This is a genomic window from Bacillus sp. PK3_68, from assembly GCF_003600835.1.
Lineage (GTDB): Bacteria > Bacillota > Bacilli > Bacillales > Domibacillaceae > Pseudobacillus.
Genome location: NZ_NQYC01000001.1, coordinates 3,880,666 through 3,895,102, shown reverse-complemented (window position 1 = coordinate 3,895,102; position 14,437 = coordinate 3,880,666). Strand labels below are relative to the sequence as shown.

General features: G+C 40.4%; 16 protein-coding genes. 5 read left to right on the top strand and 11 right to left on the bottom strand.

From position 1 onward, the window contains the following. Positions 1 to 42 precede the first annotated feature (42 nt). Together CJ483_RS19555 and CJ483_RS19550 are read left to right on the top strand one after the other, a co-directional pair. A complete protein-coding gene (locus CJ483_RS19555; protein ID WP_120036816.1) occupies positions 43 to 1,602 on the top strand; it encodes a sensor domain-containing diguanylate cyclase in 1,560 nt (519 codons plus the stop codon). Between the two features lie 91 nt (positions 1,603 to 1,693). Then, positions 1,694 to 1,831, top strand: coding sequence for a zinc ribbon-containing protein (locus CJ483_RS19550; RefSeq protein ID WP_120036814.1), 138 nt, complete (start codon positions 1,694 to 1,696; stop codon positions 1,829 to 1,831). 131 nt (positions 1,832 to 1,962) lie between these two features. Here the strand turns inward: CJ483_RS19550 and megL are convergent, their stop codons facing one another. The 4 genes from megL to CJ483_RS19530 all read right to left on the bottom strand — a co-directional run bounded on the left by megL (position 1,963) and on the right by CJ483_RS19530 (position 6,264). Continuing rightward, positions 1,963 to 3,177 (bottom strand): methionine gamma-lyase, encoded by a 1,215-nt coding sequence (gene megL / locus CJ483_RS19545; protein ID WP_120036812.1) that lies wholly within the window; start codon positions 3,175 to 3,177, stop codon positions 1,963 to 1,965. Between the two features lie 219 nt (positions 3,178 to 3,396). Continuing rightward, positions 3,397 to 4,872 carry a nicotinate phosphoribosyltransferase gene (locus CJ483_RS19540; RefSeq protein ID WP_120036810.1) on the bottom strand — a complete coding sequence of 492 codons (1,476 nt, stop codon included), beginning with the start codon at positions 4,870 to 4,872 and terminating at the stop codon, positions 3,397 to 3,399. A 21-nt stretch (positions 4,873 to 4,893) separates the two neighbouring features. Continuing rightward, the gene (locus CJ483_RS19535; protein WP_120036808.1) at positions 4,894 to 5,439 is read right to left on the bottom strand and encodes a cysteine hydrolase family protein; all 546 of its coding nucleotides are present in this window, start codon (positions 5,437 to 5,439) and stop codon (positions 4,894 to 4,896) included. A gap of 30 nt (positions 5,440 to 5,469) precedes the next feature. Next, a complete protein-coding gene (locus tag CJ483_RS19530) occupies positions 5,470 to 6,264 on the bottom strand; it encodes an NUDIX domain-containing protein (RefSeq protein ID WP_259455723.1) in 795 nt (264 codons plus the stop codon). 1,399 nt (positions 6,265 to 7,663) lie between these two features. Here CJ483_RS19530 and CJ483_RS19525 point away from each other — a divergent pair. The 3 genes from CJ483_RS19525 to speD all read left to right on the top strand — a co-directional run bounded on the left by CJ483_RS19525 (position 7,664) and on the right by speD (position 9,743). Beyond that, complete coding sequence (locus CJ483_RS19525; protein WP_120036806.1) at positions 7,664 to 7,906, top strand: spore germination protein; 243 nt, start codon at positions 7,664 to 7,666, stop codon at positions 7,904 to 7,906. 21 nt (positions 7,907 to 7,927) lie between these two features. Continuing rightward, positions 7,928 to 8,413 carry an Hsp20/alpha crystallin family protein gene (locus CJ483_RS19520; protein ID WP_120036804.1) on the top strand — a complete coding sequence of 162 codons (486 nt, stop codon included), beginning with the start codon at positions 7,928 to 7,930 and terminating at the stop codon, positions 8,411 to 8,413. A 508-nt stretch (positions 8,414 to 8,921) separates the two neighbouring features. Continuing rightward, complete coding sequence (speD, locus tag CJ483_RS19515; RefSeq protein WP_120036802.1) at positions 8,922 to 9,743, top strand: adenosylmethionine decarboxylase; 822 nt, start codon at positions 8,922 to 8,924, stop codon at positions 9,741 to 9,743. Positions 9,744 to 9,801: 58 nt separating this feature from the next. Here the strand turns inward: speD and CJ483_RS19510 are convergent, their stop codons facing one another. The 7 genes from CJ483_RS19510 to CJ483_RS19480 all read right to left on the bottom strand — a co-directional run bounded on the left by CJ483_RS19510 (position 9,802) and on the right by CJ483_RS19480 (position 14,302). Then, a complete protein-coding gene (locus tag CJ483_RS19510; RefSeq protein ID WP_120036800.1) occupies positions 9,802 to 10,209 on the bottom strand; it encodes a MaoC/PaaZ C-terminal domain-containing protein in 408 nt (135 codons plus the stop codon). After that, complete coding sequence (locus tag CJ483_RS19505; protein ID WP_120036798.1) at positions 10,206 to 10,655, bottom strand: MaoC family dehydratase N-terminal domain-containing protein; 450 nt, start codon at positions 10,653 to 10,655, stop codon at positions 10,206 to 10,208. Before CJ483_RS19505 ends, CJ483_RS19510 begins: the two co-directional genes overlap by 4 nt. A 14-nt stretch (positions 10,656 to 10,669) precedes the next feature. Next, on the bottom strand, positions 10,670 to 11,434 hold the full coding sequence (fabG, locus tag CJ483_RS19500) for a 3-oxoacyl-ACP reductase FabG (RefSeq protein ID WP_120036795.1): 765 nt from the start codon (positions 11,432 to 11,434) through the stop codon (positions 10,670 to 10,672). After that, positions 11,431 to 11,853, bottom strand: a complete 423-nt coding sequence (locus CJ483_RS19495; RefSeq protein WP_120036793.1) for a PaaI family thioesterase — start codon at positions 11,851 to 11,853, stop codon at positions 11,431 to 11,433. The genes fabG and CJ483_RS19495 overlap by 4 nt, the downstream gene beginning before the upstream one ends. A gap of 170 nt (positions 11,854 to 12,023) precedes the next feature. Beyond that, entirely contained in the window at positions 12,024 to 12,746 is a 723-nt protein-coding gene (locus CJ483_RS19490; RefSeq protein ID WP_120036791.1) for an amino acid ABC transporter ATP-binding protein, read from the bottom strand. Further along, on the bottom strand, positions 12,743 to 13,399 hold the full coding sequence (locus CJ483_RS19485) for an amino acid ABC transporter permease (protein ID WP_120036789.1): 657 nt from the start codon (positions 13,397 to 13,399) through the stop codon (positions 12,743 to 12,745). Before CJ483_RS19485 ends, CJ483_RS19490 begins: the two co-directional genes overlap by 4 nt. 75 nt (positions 13,400 to 13,474) lie before the next feature. Beyond that, positions 13,475 to 14,302 carry a basic amino acid ABC transporter substrate-binding protein gene (locus CJ483_RS19480; protein WP_120036787.1) on the bottom strand — a complete coding sequence of 276 codons (828 nt, stop codon included), beginning with the start codon at positions 14,300 to 14,302 and terminating at the stop codon, positions 13,475 to 13,477. Positions 14,303 to 14,437 lie beyond the last annotated feature (135 nt).

Genomic DNA, 14,437 nt, shown 5'->3' with positions numbered 1-14,437 from the left:
CAAAAACAAGGCATTTTACTATAAAAAGAAGGAACTATTTTTATGAAAGTATCTTTCAAACATTTAATTTTATTTGTTACTCTTGCCTCTGTATTGTTTACTCTTTCTGTCAGTCTGTATTCAGGTTATCTGCTCGAAAGAGAAACGCTCGTGAAGAATGCTTTGGAAACTAATCGCGTGTACGCTGAAAAGCTGGCGCGAACAACAGAGGATTATTTAAAATCCACCTTGCAAGTTTTACAGAATAGTGCTCAAACGGTTGCCCCTTCCATGAAGGGAAATGAGGAAGCCCTTTTAAATGAAGTCAATCGTCTGAAAAGCCAGTCAGATATGTTCAATTCTGTTGCCGTAGTGGATCAAACCGGTAAGATTTTAGCTGTCTCGCCAGAACACCTTAAACTGAAAGACAAATTATTCAGCGCGTCGGGCGCTGTGCAGGCGCTAAAAGAAAAGAAACCACTCATTTCCAAGCCATTTATCTCAATTACCGGGCGTTTAATTATTATGATTTCTTATCCTATTTTTAGTGAAAGTGAAGAGTATCTTGGTTTCGTGGGCGGGACAATTTATTTAAAAGAAAGAAGCATTCTCAATCAATTGCTTGGTGAACACTTTTATCATGATGGCTCCTATGTTTACGTGGTGGACGGCGATGGCCGGGTTATTTATCATCAGTCTCCGGACCGGATCAACGACATGGTCTCTAAAAACCCTGTCGTTCAAAAATTAATGAACGGACAAAGCGGGGCTCAGCGGGTGACTAATACACAAGGAAAAGATATGATAGCCGGCTATGCAGCCATCCCTGTGGCTGAGTGGGGAGTGGTATCACAACGCCCTTCTTCTGCTGTTCTATCTCCTTCAAATAAGATGATACAACGGATGCTTCTCACATCTCTACCGCCTATTCTTATTTCTCTGGTTATTATTTGGTGGATCCTAATCAAGATAACTCGTCCTTTACAGCAGCTTGCTTACCTGGCAGAAAATTGTTCGGACAGCCGCCAACCACAAGATATCAAAAAAATTCACGCTTGGTATTATGAAGCGATTCAGTTAAAAAAGGCATTATTGAGTGGTTTCCACGTTCTTCATGAAAGAGTCAGTGACTTCCAACAGCAGTCATCGACGGATCCGTTAACCGGATTATATAATCGCAGAGCTATGAATGAACATCTTGTCCAATTGGCTGCAAATAAAACTCCTTTTTCTATTATTCTTTTAGACATTGACCATTTTAAAGTCGTCAATGATGTATACGGTCATATGGTTGGCGATGAAGCGCTTGTCTTTCTTGCCGATTTCATCAAAAGAACAGTTCGCGAAGAAGATATTTGCTGCCGCTATGGAGGAGAAGAGTTTTTAATTATTCTGCCAAATGCGGATCTTAAATTAGCTAAGCACATAGCGGAAAAATTGCGAAGCTCTTTAGCAGAAACAAACAGCCCTACCGGCAAGCCCCTTACTCTCTCTGCAGGAGTAGCCCTCTTTCCGGACGATGCGGTTGTCCCTAATGAACTGATCCATTTAGCTGATCAATGCCTCTATGAAGCCAAGCAAGCCGGAAGAAATAAAGTCATCGCTTCACATGGTAAACGTTAACTGTCACAAAAGAAGCAACGCTGGTCTATATTGTTTCATCCTTCATTATCCGGGTATACACAAAGCAACGATTTATTTAGGAGGTGCTTGTATGCCACACACAGGAGAAACACCCGGAAAAGGTGAGTATAAATGCGAAAAATGCGGACAGGTCCTGACGCTCGACGAGGATAAAGACCGCCTTCCTCCTTGTCCGGAATGCCATGACACCGAATTTGAAGCTGTGTAATCGGTAAAGCCTCACTCCTTATTTTTTAGCGGGTGAGGCTTTATCTTTGTCAAGCTGTCCTTTTACTTTTCTTATGCTGCCGTTCTCTTCCCGTCCTCAACCTCTCCTCGTTTCTTAAAGCCTGGTCATATTCAGGAAGACTGAGCCATTTCTGCTGCTTCTTTGAGCTGGTCAAGTGCTTTCTGTAAATCTTCCCAAATGTCTTGCTTCGCTTCCAAACCAACAGACAGGCGGATGAGCTGGTCAGAAATCCCCATTTCCCTTCTCGTTTGTTCCGGGATACCCGAATGTGTCATAGTTGCTGGATGCTGAATCAATGTTTCTGCGTCTCCTAGACTTACTGCAATTTTAATAAATGACAGATGATTAAGTAACTGCTGAGCCTGTTGTTTGCTGCCGTTAATTTCAAAGGAAATTAACCCTCCGCCCTTTCTCATCTGTTTTTGCATAATGTGATAGTCTCCGCCTGCTTGATCACCTGGATAAAATACTTTTTTCACGATAGGATGTTCTTTTAACTGTTCGACAATATACTCCGCATTCTCACAGTGACGATCCATGCGAACCGGAAGCGTTTTCATTCCTCGCAATAACAACCAGGCATCGAAAGGTGAAATCACTCCCCCTACGTCTTTCAATGTCGTTCTGGCAATCGTTTGGATCAACTCTTTTTTTCCGGCTGCAAGCCCAGCAATGACATCCCCATGCCCACCAATATATTTTGTGGCACTATGCAGAACAATGTCACACCCTGCTTGTAAAGGCTGCTGCAGATACGGAGAGGAAAAGGTATTATCGACCACTACCGGAATGCCATACTTTTTGGCAACCTTTGAAACGAGCTCTAGGTCAATTAATTTCATGGTTGGGTTAATGGGGGTTTCTACGTAAATACAAGCCGTTTCTTCACGAATCAGCTGCTCCATTTGTTCTTCCGTTTCCATCCCGCAAAAGTCATGAGTGATTTGATATTTTTCCTTCATCAACTCAAGAAAACCGAATGTACATCCATAAACGCCCTGTGAGCATAAGATGTGATCGCCGCTCTTAGTCAAAGCCATTAGTACAGCAGATACTGCTGCCATTCCCGAACCAAAGGCAAGCCCTGCTTCCGCTTCTTCAAGTTCTGCTATTCTTTCCTCCAAAGCCCTTACTGTGGGATTGCCAAGTCTGGAATAAATAAATCCCTCTTCTTCTCCCGCAAAGCGCTGCTCCCCCTGTTCGGCGCTGTCAAATGTAAAAGTAGAGGTTTGAAAAATAGGGGGAGTGAGACTGCCTAAATGTTCTTTGGCATCATAGCCTGCATGGATGATCGCTGTTTCCATATTTTTAAACTTTTCTGCCATCTTATTACGCTCCCTTAATTAATCATACGTTTCTATCATCTCTTTCTCTTCCATTTTATAATAAAATGAGAATTTTGACAGTGTTTTCCACTTAGTAAAAATGACAACTAGTTAATTTAACAGAAAAAGCAGCACTGTATAAGTGCTGCTTCTAATTTTTCGGAACTCTTCGTTTGCTCCATTTCTTCACTAAACAGGCTACCAAGGCCCTGTCATTATTTAAACAGTTCTATGATTCATCGCTTTTACTTTTTCTCGTACTTCAGCAATATTTTTCATTTTATTATCCCAACAAGCTTGGCTTAAATCGACAGGATATTCTTCAGGGTTAAGGGATCGTTTATGCTCTTTCCATAACAATTGGAGATTTTCTCTGGCGAACTCCCGTATTTCTTGGACATCCGGCTGAACGTAAACTAATTGGCCCTTTTGAAAAATGCATTCATGTAGTTCCCGAGCTTCAAAATTAGTAACAAATTTACTGATAAATGTATGCACCGGATGAAACATTTTTAAATGGTCTTCCTCTGATGGATTTTCATACTCCATAGCTAAATAATCGCCTTCTGACTTGCCGTTTTGCTTATTGATAATTCGATACAGGCGTTTTAAGCCAGGCGTCGTTACCTTTTCAGGATTGCCTGAAATCTTAATTGTGTCCTCCATTACGCCTTCCTCGTTTTCGATGGATACCAGCTTATATACGGCCCCTAAAGCTGCTTGATCAAACGCAGTAATTAGTTTTGTACCGACTCCCCAGCTGTCAATTTTTGCGCCTTGTGCTTTTAAATTCATAATCGTATACTCATCTAAATCATTTGAGGCAATAATTTTTGTATCGTAAAAACCAGCATCATCCAGCATCTTTCTCGCTTTTTTAGACAAATAAGCTAAATCCCCGCTATCCAGTCGAATGCCGGCAAAATTAATTTGGTCCCCCAGTTCTTGCGCTACCTTAATTGCCGTCGGAACCCCTGATCTAAGCGTGTCATAAGTATCAACTAGAAAAACACAGTCTTTATGACGCTCTGCATATTTATGAAAAGCTGTATATTCATCTTTATATGTCTGAACGAGTGAATGCGCGTGCGTACCGGAAACAGGAATGCCGAATAGCTTGCCAGCTCTTACGTTACTAGTTCCGTCGAATCCACCAATGTAAGCCGCTCTCGTTCCCCAAATAGCAGCGTCTAGTTCATGAGCTCTCCGGCTTCCAAATTCCATCGCTAATTCCTCGCCAACCACTTGTTTAATACGGGAAGCTTTCGTGGCGATTAACGTTTGATAGTTAACAATATTCAATAAAGCCGTTTCGATAATTTGCGCTTCTGCGAGTGGAGCTTCCAATCTTAAGATCGGCTCGTTGCCAAAAACCATCTCTCCTTCACGCATCGCTTTTAATGTGCCCGTAAAAGTCATTTCTTTTAAGTAGGCAAGAAAGTCTTCTGCATACCCCAACTCATCCCGCAAGTAGGCAATGTCACTTTCCGAAAAGCTAAAGTTCTTCAAATACTCTATAATTCTTTCCAAACCTGCAAAAATGGCATATCCATTACCAAAAGGAAGCTTTCTAAAGTATAATTCAAACACGGCTTTTTTATTGTGAATGCCATCATGCCAATAGGTTTCTGCCATATTAATTTGATACAAATCTGTATGCAAGGCCATGCTGTCATCTTCAAAATGTTTGTTCATGTCTGCTCGTTCCCTCCACAATTAAATCACATTTGCCGCTAAACAATCTTGAAAATGACGCAATGCCCATTCGTGGCCCGTCTGATTGAAGCTTGCAACTGCATTTTGGTGAACAACAATAGAATAACCTTTATTGTAGGCATCAACTGCTGTATGCAACACACAAATATCTGTACATACACCTACTAAGTGAATCTCAGTAATCCCTCGTTCCCGGAGTTTAATATCCAAGTCGGTTCCTGCAAAAGCCGAATAGCGGGTTTTGTCCATATAATAAAGCTGCTCCGTATTCTTATTTTCCTGATAGACAGCTTCCAGTCGTCCATATAGCTCTCGCCCTTCTGTTCCTTCGATGTTGTGGGGCGGAAACAGTTTCGTTTCTGGATGATAGGGGTCATCCTTTTTATGTACATCAATTGCCAGCACAACAAAATCTTCATTTGCCAAAAATTGTTCTGTCAGCGAGACAATTGCCTCTTCAATATCCATCCCCGGCTGGCCAACTGGCAGTGCTCCGTTCACAAAATCAATCGTATAATCCACATTGATTAGTGCTTTTTTGCCCATCCTTCCTCATTCCTCCTTATGTGATATTTTTCACTTATAAATGCTCTTAATTGGATTATATTCATTAAAACGATAAAGTGTAGTTTTAAATTTAGAATTTCTCTGTGTCGTTTTTGGACTGCCATCTTCGTTCAGCACTTTCTCGATAAATGGAAACTTGGGTGCTTTTCGCCAAAAAAATGGTTCTGATTTAACTACTTCTTCGACGAGATCTCCCGATACACATAGAATGATGTGCCGAAGCTCAGATAAGGTAAATTCCGCTGGAAGAAATTCTTTCGCCAATGTCGTTTGCAACATCTCTAATTGAATTTTCTCCAAGGCGTCTTTAATAATGAGTTTATGGTCAAAAGCAAGCGGTAAATTAAGCGCTTCTTGGACATTAAATAACTGGACGTCCATCGCATCATCACCGGCTTTTCTCCCCTCTAGCAAATATTCCGGAACGGCAGCATAATAAGCATTAGAAATCATCCAACCCCTCGGATCACGACCTTCCTTGTCATACACGGCATAATGTTTCAAATAGATGCCGTTCAGACCTGTTTCTTCTTCCAGTTCTCGCATCGCTGCGTCAAGGGCTGTTTCATTCGGCGCTACGAAACCTCCAGGCAGCGCCCACTTTCCGCCTTCAATATTAGGCCGTCCTTCACTATTTTGCAAAGCTCTCTTAATAAGGAGAAGATGAAGGGAACCGGAAAATTCTGCTTTCTCATCTTGTTTAATCGTAAAAATAACAATATCGCTCGTATAACCATCTGGAGTACGATACTGTCTACTATCATACTCCTTTAGCGCCTCTCTGTGGGAGATAAATTTGTCCACTTTCTTTTTTCACCTCAATAATTACTTTCAATTTATTAATGATTAACCAATCGTTAATCAAAATATACACGAAATACGCAGCTAATACAAGATTTCTTATAAAAAGACAAAAAAAATGAGGCTCTTATGCCCCTGATACTGTCTGTAATTTATGCTCCTTTTTTAACCCTTGGCCGTTGGCTAATAGCTTTTAATATTGACATCTTATCTTGAGCGGTTAACATTCTCCAACTTTTTACTTTGATTTTCATGTTGAATCCCACCTTTATATGATGTTGAAATATTTTATAATCCATTATTCATGTGATGACTGTTTGCTCCTCTTATTCTATAATTACCGTTTTTCAGTAAAAATAAAACAAAATTCGTTCCTCAAAAAATGACTAAAATCCGCAAAAAATTTATTTTTCAAAAAAATAGGTTTATTAAGAAACAGGACGGGTAAATAAAAACCACAAGGCGGAACTACCGAAAGAAGGGACTGGTAAACATGCGTTTACAAGCGACTTCACAGGATGAATTGCACAGCCTTGGCGGAAAATTTGCTTTGCTGACGAAAGGCACACTCGTCAGGAACCGATATATTTAGGTTCCACCGGTAAGCGTTCAATCAGTAAGTGTAGTTTTTTGCAAAAGTGCAAGTGGAATGCAGGTTAATGGGAATCCACCGAAGAGAATAGTAAACGGTTGTTTACAAATACCTTCACCGGATGAACAAACTGCATCGGTAAATGTAAGTTGATCTGGCGATGAGTCTTCTCGTCGGGATGAACAAATTTTAAAGACTGTTCAACGGATAAAATTTTCCGCGTGCAACTCCCTGTCACAGGGACGAGAAAAGCATGCTCCGAATGGAGTGTGCTTTTTTCGTTTTGTTAAAGCTGTCAGGTCGAGCGGATAATTACTTTGTTATGTGAACAAATCTTTCCCCTTGTCCCTCTTTAAGGATCACTTGTTTATCATACTCTGTCTTTCTTATGCCTTTTATCATTAATGTTTATCACTTAAAAATTAATAAGGTTTCTAGCAATGGCCCAATCAATAGTGAGGATGCCCGTTATCACCTCCACATAGCCAATCTAAAATTCCGAGGTTCTACTTCATCCTTTAAATGATTGTTCTCCTACTAAATCCACTAGAGAAAATATATTGATCGATCCTAATGTAAATGATATGGCTGATAGCGCAAACCTAGCTAATATTATTTCCTTTCAAGTATAATAGCCTGGATTTATTTATTTTTTAAGAGACGAAGCCTGTCGATAATAAGAGAGCGCGGATCGACAAAAAAGCGAATTTTTGTCAATATTTTGATGGTACTATCCGTCATGTTCTTTTCTGTTCCTCTTTCCTTCTCTTTTCATATAATAATTAGTAGACTGTCAGAAGAGAAAAATCAATGCCCTTTATGGTCAACATTTTTAATATGAAAACAAATAGAGTAACATCAAGTGGAAATATTGATGTCAGTGGTATTGTTCATAACAGCCACACAGTGAATACTAAATTTGTTGGCGGCAATATTTCACTAGGTGATTTTTCACCTTCTTCTTCCTGTATGAGCAATGGAGTGCTCGATAGCGACCTAAGCGATCAAGACCAAATTGCTAATCGATCTATGCCAGTGGCTAATCAATTTTAACCAAAAGAAAGGAGCGCTATTATGTTTCCTTTTCAATCCCCCTTTCCTGCAATGAATGAATGGCAAAAATGGCTCAATCATTTAAATGAGAAAGACGTTGAAAAGTATGTGCAAAACGTTTTATCATCTTCTTTACCGTCATCATGGCAAACGAATGAAAAAAGGCAGGACTTTAGAAAAGATGAGGATAACTATTCGTATCGCTCTTCTTCAAGTGCAGAAGCACCTTCACTTCGGGAGGCTGTCTTTGAAACTCATGAGGCGGTCTATGTGAAGATCTCTATTCCTGATCCTTCTATTTTTGATCATTTAAAAATTTTCCATACATCTAATCAGACAATTTTGGAGGGCTTGCCTGCACCCCATAACAAAAAAGTAATTATCCTCCCAGCTATCGTAAAGAAAAAAGGTGCAGCCGCTAATTACAAGGACGGGATTTTACAAATTATGCTTCCTAAAGAAGTTGACTTTCAATATACAGAGATAGATGTCCGTCATTTGGATTAATTCGATCTACTGTTCCTCTATAAGAAACAAGAAGGAGGAATGCTTTGAACTTTGAAAAGTTTACACAGTAGATGGAGTTTGCCCATAATGATCCAGCTGGATATTTTTATCATTATGTTATGTTTTCATCTCATCTGAAGAAAAAGAATAAATAGGGAGCCTGTTCATCCTAAACGAAAACATTTCTGCCAGAGCCCACAAACCGCGCTTTTCTTAAGTTATTTCGTCAAGGATAAAAGAGTTAAATGACAAGCTACATATCGGCGCTGTATATCCTTCCCACTTAGACAATAAAGAGCCTAAAAAAACCATAAAAGTAGTGAACATTCGGAGACAACAAGAGAGGAAGATCATGTGGACAAATAATTTGGCAGCTTCACCATTGGCTTCGAGAAGAAATACTGTTTTATTTACATGAAAAAGGGTAATTTAATGAGGAAGAGAGTACACTTTAATTGCCGATTAGGCGGTTTAGCATTGATTATTAATAGGTAAGGAGCTTACACTTATGTCCCTCACACCCGAGCAGCGCGTTGAATTACACGGCTTTAACAACTTAACAAAAACACTAAGCTTTAATATGTATGATATTTGCTATACGACTACCCAGGAAGAACGGGATGCTTACATTGAATATATCGATGAGCAATATAATGCGGAACGCTTGACAAATATTTTAAAAACAGTAGCTAATATGATTGGGGCTCATGTTCTCAATATTGCCAAACAGGATTATGTCCCGCAGGGAGCGAGCGTCACTTTACTTGTTTCTGAAGGACCAGTCGTTGAAGTGCCGGCTGAATCCCTGGATGAATCCCCCGGCCCGCTGCCCGATTCGGTTGCAATGCATCTTGATAAAAGCCATATTACTGTTCACACTTATCCTGAGTTTCATCCATATGAAGGGATTAGCACGTTCCGTGCAGATATTGATGTGTCCACCTGTGGAGAAATCTCACCGCTTAAAGCGCTCAATTATTTGATTCATTCCTTTGATACCGATATCATGACTATTGATTATCGGGTACGCGGATTTACACGTGATAAAAATGGTCACAAGCTATTCATTGACCATGATATCAATTCCATTCAAAATTACATTCCAGAGGAAGTCAAACAGCAATACGATATGATCGATGTCAATGTCTATCAGCAAAACATTTTTCATACAAAATGCAAACTAAGAGATTTTGACTTAGACAACTATTTGTTTGGCCACTCACCTGACGAACTTTCCCCTCAGCAAGTGCAGGAAATTACGGAGAAATTAAAGATTGAGATGGATGAAATCTTTTACGGACAAAATATCCGGCAGCCAAACAATCCATAAATAAGCAGCCGCTCTTCTTAACAAAGCGGCTGCTTATTAGTTATTTAATCATTTTTTCCTACTCATGATACAAGCGAAAAATAACCTGCCCTTTAATCACTTCTTTTTGATTTTGATTAACAGCTACCGTATCAAAAAATCGCCTACTTTCAGACTTTTTCGTTACCTTTGCTCGCAATGTCAAGATATCGTCCAGCCTCACCATTTCTTTGAATCGAATAGAATACTCCTGAATAAATCCTTCCTCATAATAAGGGGTAAATATCTTTGACAGATTTCCCATTGTCCACATGCCGTGAGCGATAATGCCCGGCAGACCTGCTTTCTCTGCCTCTTTGTCGATAGTATGAATCGGATTAAAATCTCCTGAAGCACCGGAATATTGGATGAGGTCCATCCTTGTGACAGGTGAAAGCTGCACATCTGCCAGCAGTTCACCTACTGAGTAATCAGTTAATCTTTTCAAGGAAGCATCCCCTTTCTGACCGCCTCATTAAGAATAATAATTTGTTTAGCGGTAAAAAGAAGATTCCCCACAGCATCTTCTCCATATTTAGTTAAAAATAAAAAGCCCAACCTTTCATTATTTCCTGCTTTTTCTACATAGTTTTTCACTTCCATCCAACAATACACCGTTTCTCCAACAAGAAGCGGCCGTTCATAGCAAAAGGTTTGTTCTCCATGAATAAGTCCCTTATCCGGCAAATGAAAATCAGCAATGGTCCCATAATTAAATGTAGCAGGAAAGGTGGGAGGCGCCAGGTTTTCTTTGTATCTTGACTGTTTTCCCACTTCTTCATTTGTATAGAGAGGATGAGGGTCGTTAATTGCTTCGGCAAACTTCCTGACTGCCCCTCTTTCCACATCGTTTTTTACTTTTCCCGATTTCTTGCCAATACTGTGACGCAGCACGGCTCCACCTCCTGTCAATTTTCAGGACCGCCCGCTACATAAAGAACTTGTCCATTAATAAAGGAGGAACGCTCGTCAGCCAAAAAGGCGACTGCCTGAGCAATGTCTTCTGGCCTTCCAATCCTCCCAACGGGAATTTCATTGGCCTTTGCTTTCGCTAATTCCGCAAATGGGACACCAATTCTTTCAGCTGTTGCTTTTGTCATATCTGTTTCAATAAATCCTGGAGCTACAGCATTCACTGTAACGCCGAATGGGCCAAGCTCAATAGCTAATGTTTTGGTTAAACCCTGGATTCCAGCTTTAGCTGTTGCATAGTTTGCCTGTCCACGGTTGCCAAGAGCAGATGTTGAGGAAATGTTGATGACCCTTCCATATTGTTGCTTTACCATGTACTTTTGGGCGGCACGGCATGCGTAGAAAGCTCCTTTTAAATGGACATCCATAACGGTCAGCCAATCATCATCTGTCATTTTAAATAATAAATTATCCCGAAGGACCCCTGCATTATTAACTAGAATATCAATGGCGCCAAATGCCCCATAAACTTCCTTCATTGCCTGCTCTATTTGCTCCTGCTCTGTCACGCTCGCTATTTTTGTATAAATGGGAAATCCTTTTTCTGCAAGCTCTTTTTCCGTTTCTATGACGGCCTGTTCATTCACATCAATAATAGCTACGTTGGCACCTTCCTCTGCAAATCGCTTAACGATTTCTTTACCAATTCCCCGGCTTCCGCCTGTTACAAAGGCTGTTCTTCCTTTAAACCTTCCCGTCATTCCCTCTCCCCCTTATCTAGACTTGCAGGCTGAATCAACTTAAATGTTCCCGTTCCCTTAGCTATCAGCTTTCCTTCCCTATCGTTCATGGTTCCTTCAACGAATGCCATTTTGTGTCCTTTGGAAATGACCTCCGCTTCAGCGAAAATCTCTCCGCCCGTTACTGGAGCAACAAAATGGACCATTGAACTCGTGGTCACACACCGCGTCTTCGTTACCGAACGTAAATGCATGCTTTGGATAAAGTCAAGAATAGAGGCATATACACCGCCGTGCAAAGTATGGTTCGTATTCAGCAAATAGTCTTTCATACTCAGCTTAATTTGGACATTCCCTTCTTCAAATCGCACAATTTCTAAGCCTAAATGGTGAAGAAAGGGACATTCTTCAAATTCCTTCAAAATGTCTTCAAGCAGCAAACCATATCCTCCTTTCAATCAATCTGATTACATGAAAACTTTAAATCTCCTCTCTCTATAATAATTGGCTTGCTCTTACCCTTTTCCTCCTTATCTCATCTGATTTTTCTAGAAGCTAAAAACAAGGAGTAAAAAAGAGCATTCTGTATGCACAGAATGCTCTTTTTTACTCATAGTACTTTACTTAAAAATGCTTTTGTACGCTCATGCTGTGGATTAGAAAACAATTCCACCGGTTCATTCTCTTCAATGATATAGCCGTTATCCATAAAAATGACTCGATCGCCGACTTCTCTTGCAAATCCCATTTCGTGTGTAACTACAATCATCGTCATTCCGTCTTTGGCCAGCTGCTTCATTACTTCAAGCACTTCACCGACCATTTCAGGGTCAAGGGCAGAGGTTGGTTCATCAAATAACATGACCTTCGGCTCCATTGCCAACGCACGGGCAATCGCCACCCGCTGCTTTTGGCCGCCGGATAGAGAATCGGGATAAGCATTGGCTTTGTCTGCAAGCCCCACCTTTTTCAGAAGAGCGATTGCTTTTTCTTCAGCCTCCTTCTTCTTCATTCCTCTTACGTTGATTGGAGCCAGTGTTATGTTTTCAAGAATGGTTTTATGAGGAAATAAGTTAAAGTGCTGGAACACCATGCCGACATCTTTGCGAATTTCATTAATATTTGTTTTCTTATCAGTTAAATCTTTTCCAGTTACATATACATGACCGCCAGTAACCGACTCAAGTAAATTCAAGCAGCGGATAAATGTTGATTTTCCGGAACCGGACGGACCGATAACCACCACTACTTCCTGCGGCTTCACTTCGAGGGAGATATCTTTCAATACTTCATTGTCACCAAATGACTTTTTAAGGCTTTTGACGGAGATCATTGTGTATTCATTCTCCTTTCAATATAGTTCATTAAATAGGTCAGCGACAAAGTTAATATAAGGTAAATGACTGCAACCGTGATATATGGCTCCCACACCCTAATGTATTGTCCTTGGGCTGCACGCCCCCAATACATTAACTCTGGGGCAGCAATAATTGCTGCCAGCGATGAATCCTTTAATAATACAATAAATTCATTGCCAAGCGGCGGGATCATCCGTTTGACAGCCTGTGGCAAGATAACGAGCTTCATCGCTTGGACATGACTCATGCCGAGCGACCGAGCAGCTTCCATTTGTCCCTTATCAATAGACTGAATGCCTGCGCGGAAGATTTCTGCAATGTAAGCAGACGCATTCAGCGAAAGGGCAATAATGGCAGAAACGATCGGATTAGACGGAGACATGAACAGCGGCACGACCCCAAAGTGAATCAATAAGATTTGTACGAGTAACGGAGTCCCCCGAAAAAAGTTCACATACCAGACGAACGGAAATTTCACCAGTTTGTTTGTCGACATCTTCCCTAACCCGATAAGCAAACCAAGAATGAGGCCGATTAAAATTCCAGCGAATGATAGTCCTAAAGTTAACAGTGTGCCTTTAATGAAATATGGCATATAATCCACGATAATATCTGTGCGGAAATTCATTTTACTTCCCCCTTTCTGAGACAAAAACGACTGTCCTTAGGCCCAAGCCTACAGCGGACAGCCGCAATTCATTCCTTATTGTTTCGCTGCTTCTTTTAAGGAATCTACGTTTGGCTCTTTACCAAACCATTTTTTATAAATCTCAGCATATTTCCCATTGTCGTATATCTCATTCAGGGCTTTGTCAAAGTCTTTTTTGTATTCGCTGCCTTTAGGGAAGACGATACCGTAATATTCTGGCTTAAATTTCTTTTCATCTCCAACTGTTTCAACACCGCTGTCCGGATTGTTTTTCACATATTCCAGCGCGACTGCAATATCTGTAACAGCTGTTTCAACATCGCCGCTTTGCAAAGCCTGGAACATGAGCGCTGCTGTTTCATATTTAGAGATCGAAGAAGAATTCTTTCCAACTACTGCTTCGGCAGCAAATTGTCCAGTCGTTCCATTTTGAACACCAATTTTCTTTCCTTTTAAATCATCAGCATTTTTAATAGAGGTGCCTTTTTTGAAAGCAATCATGCTTGTTGACTCAAAATAAGGAACAGAGAAATCATAGGATTTCTTACGCTCATCATTAATCGTCACACCCGCCATACCAATATCAAGCTGTTTGCTTTGAAGGCCGGCAAACATGGCATCCCAACCAGTGTTTTCAATATTCACTTCATAACCGGCTTCCTCAGCCGCAGCATTTAAAAGGTCTACATCAAAGCCGCTTACCTTCCCTTTATCCATAAATTCAAATGGGGCAAAAGTTGCTTCTGTTCCCACTTGTAATACTTTTTTGTCTTCTGATTTTTCTTTTCCTGCAGAATCTTCCTGTCCCCCGCTACAGGCAGATAGTAAAAGTGCACATCCAGCTGCTACAGACAAAAGAGACTTTTTAATTGAAATATTCATGTTGCTGACCCCCTAAATATTTTTCTTTTTCTGTTTTTTGATAAACCAAGAATAATAATTTGCTCTGTTCTTGTTCTTGTTATCTAGTAAAATAATAGCGTTTACAACGACAATTTTCAATCTATTTTTACATTT

Excerpts from the sequence above, each read along its gene's own strand:
- CJ483_RS19490 (WP_120036791.1), bottom strand. The coding sequence starts at position 12,746 with ATGATCTCCGTCAAAAGCCTTAAAAAGTCATTTGGTGACAATGAAGTA.
- CJ483_RS19555 (WP_120036816.1), top strand. The coding sequence starts at position 43 with ATGAAAGTATCTTTCAAACATTTAATTTTATTTGTTACTCTTGCCTCT.
- CJ483_RS19520 (WP_120036804.1), top strand. The coding sequence starts at position 7,928 with ATGTTTCCTTTTCAATCCCCCTTTCCTGCAATGAATGAATGGCAAAAA.
- CJ483_RS19525 (WP_120036806.1), top strand. The coding sequence starts at position 7,664 with ATGCCCTTTATGGTCAACATTTTTAATATGAAAACAAATAGAGTAACA.
- speD (WP_120036802.1), top strand. The coding sequence starts at position 8,922 with ATGTCCCTCACACCCGAGCAGCGCGTTGAATTACACGGCTTTAACAAC.
- CJ483_RS19540 (WP_120036810.1), bottom strand. The coding sequence starts at position 4,872 with ATGAACAAACATTTTGAAGATGACAGCATGGCCTTGCATACAGATTTG.
- CJ483_RS19485 (WP_120036789.1), bottom strand. The coding sequence starts at position 13,399 with ATGAATTTCCGCACAGATATTATCGTGGATTATATGCCATATTTCATT.
- CJ483_RS19550 (WP_120036814.1), top strand. The coding sequence starts at position 1,694 with ATGCCACACACAGGAGAAACACCCGGAAAAGGTGAGTATAAATGCGAA.
- CJ483_RS19535 (WP_120036808.1), bottom strand. The coding sequence starts at position 5,439 with ATGGGCAAAAAAGCACTAATCAATGTGGATTATACGATTGATTTTGTG.
- fabG (WP_120036795.1), bottom strand. The coding sequence starts at position 11,434 with ATGACGGGAAGGTTTAAAGGAAGAACAGCCTTTGTAACAGGCGGAAGC.
- CJ483_RS19480 (WP_120036787.1), bottom strand. The coding sequence starts at position 14,302 with ATGAATATTTCAATTAAAAAGTCTCTTTTGTCTGTAGCAGCTGGATGT.
- megL (WP_120036812.1), bottom strand. The coding sequence starts at position 3,177 with ATGGCAGAAAAGTTTAAAAATATGGAAACAGCGATCATCCATGCAGGC.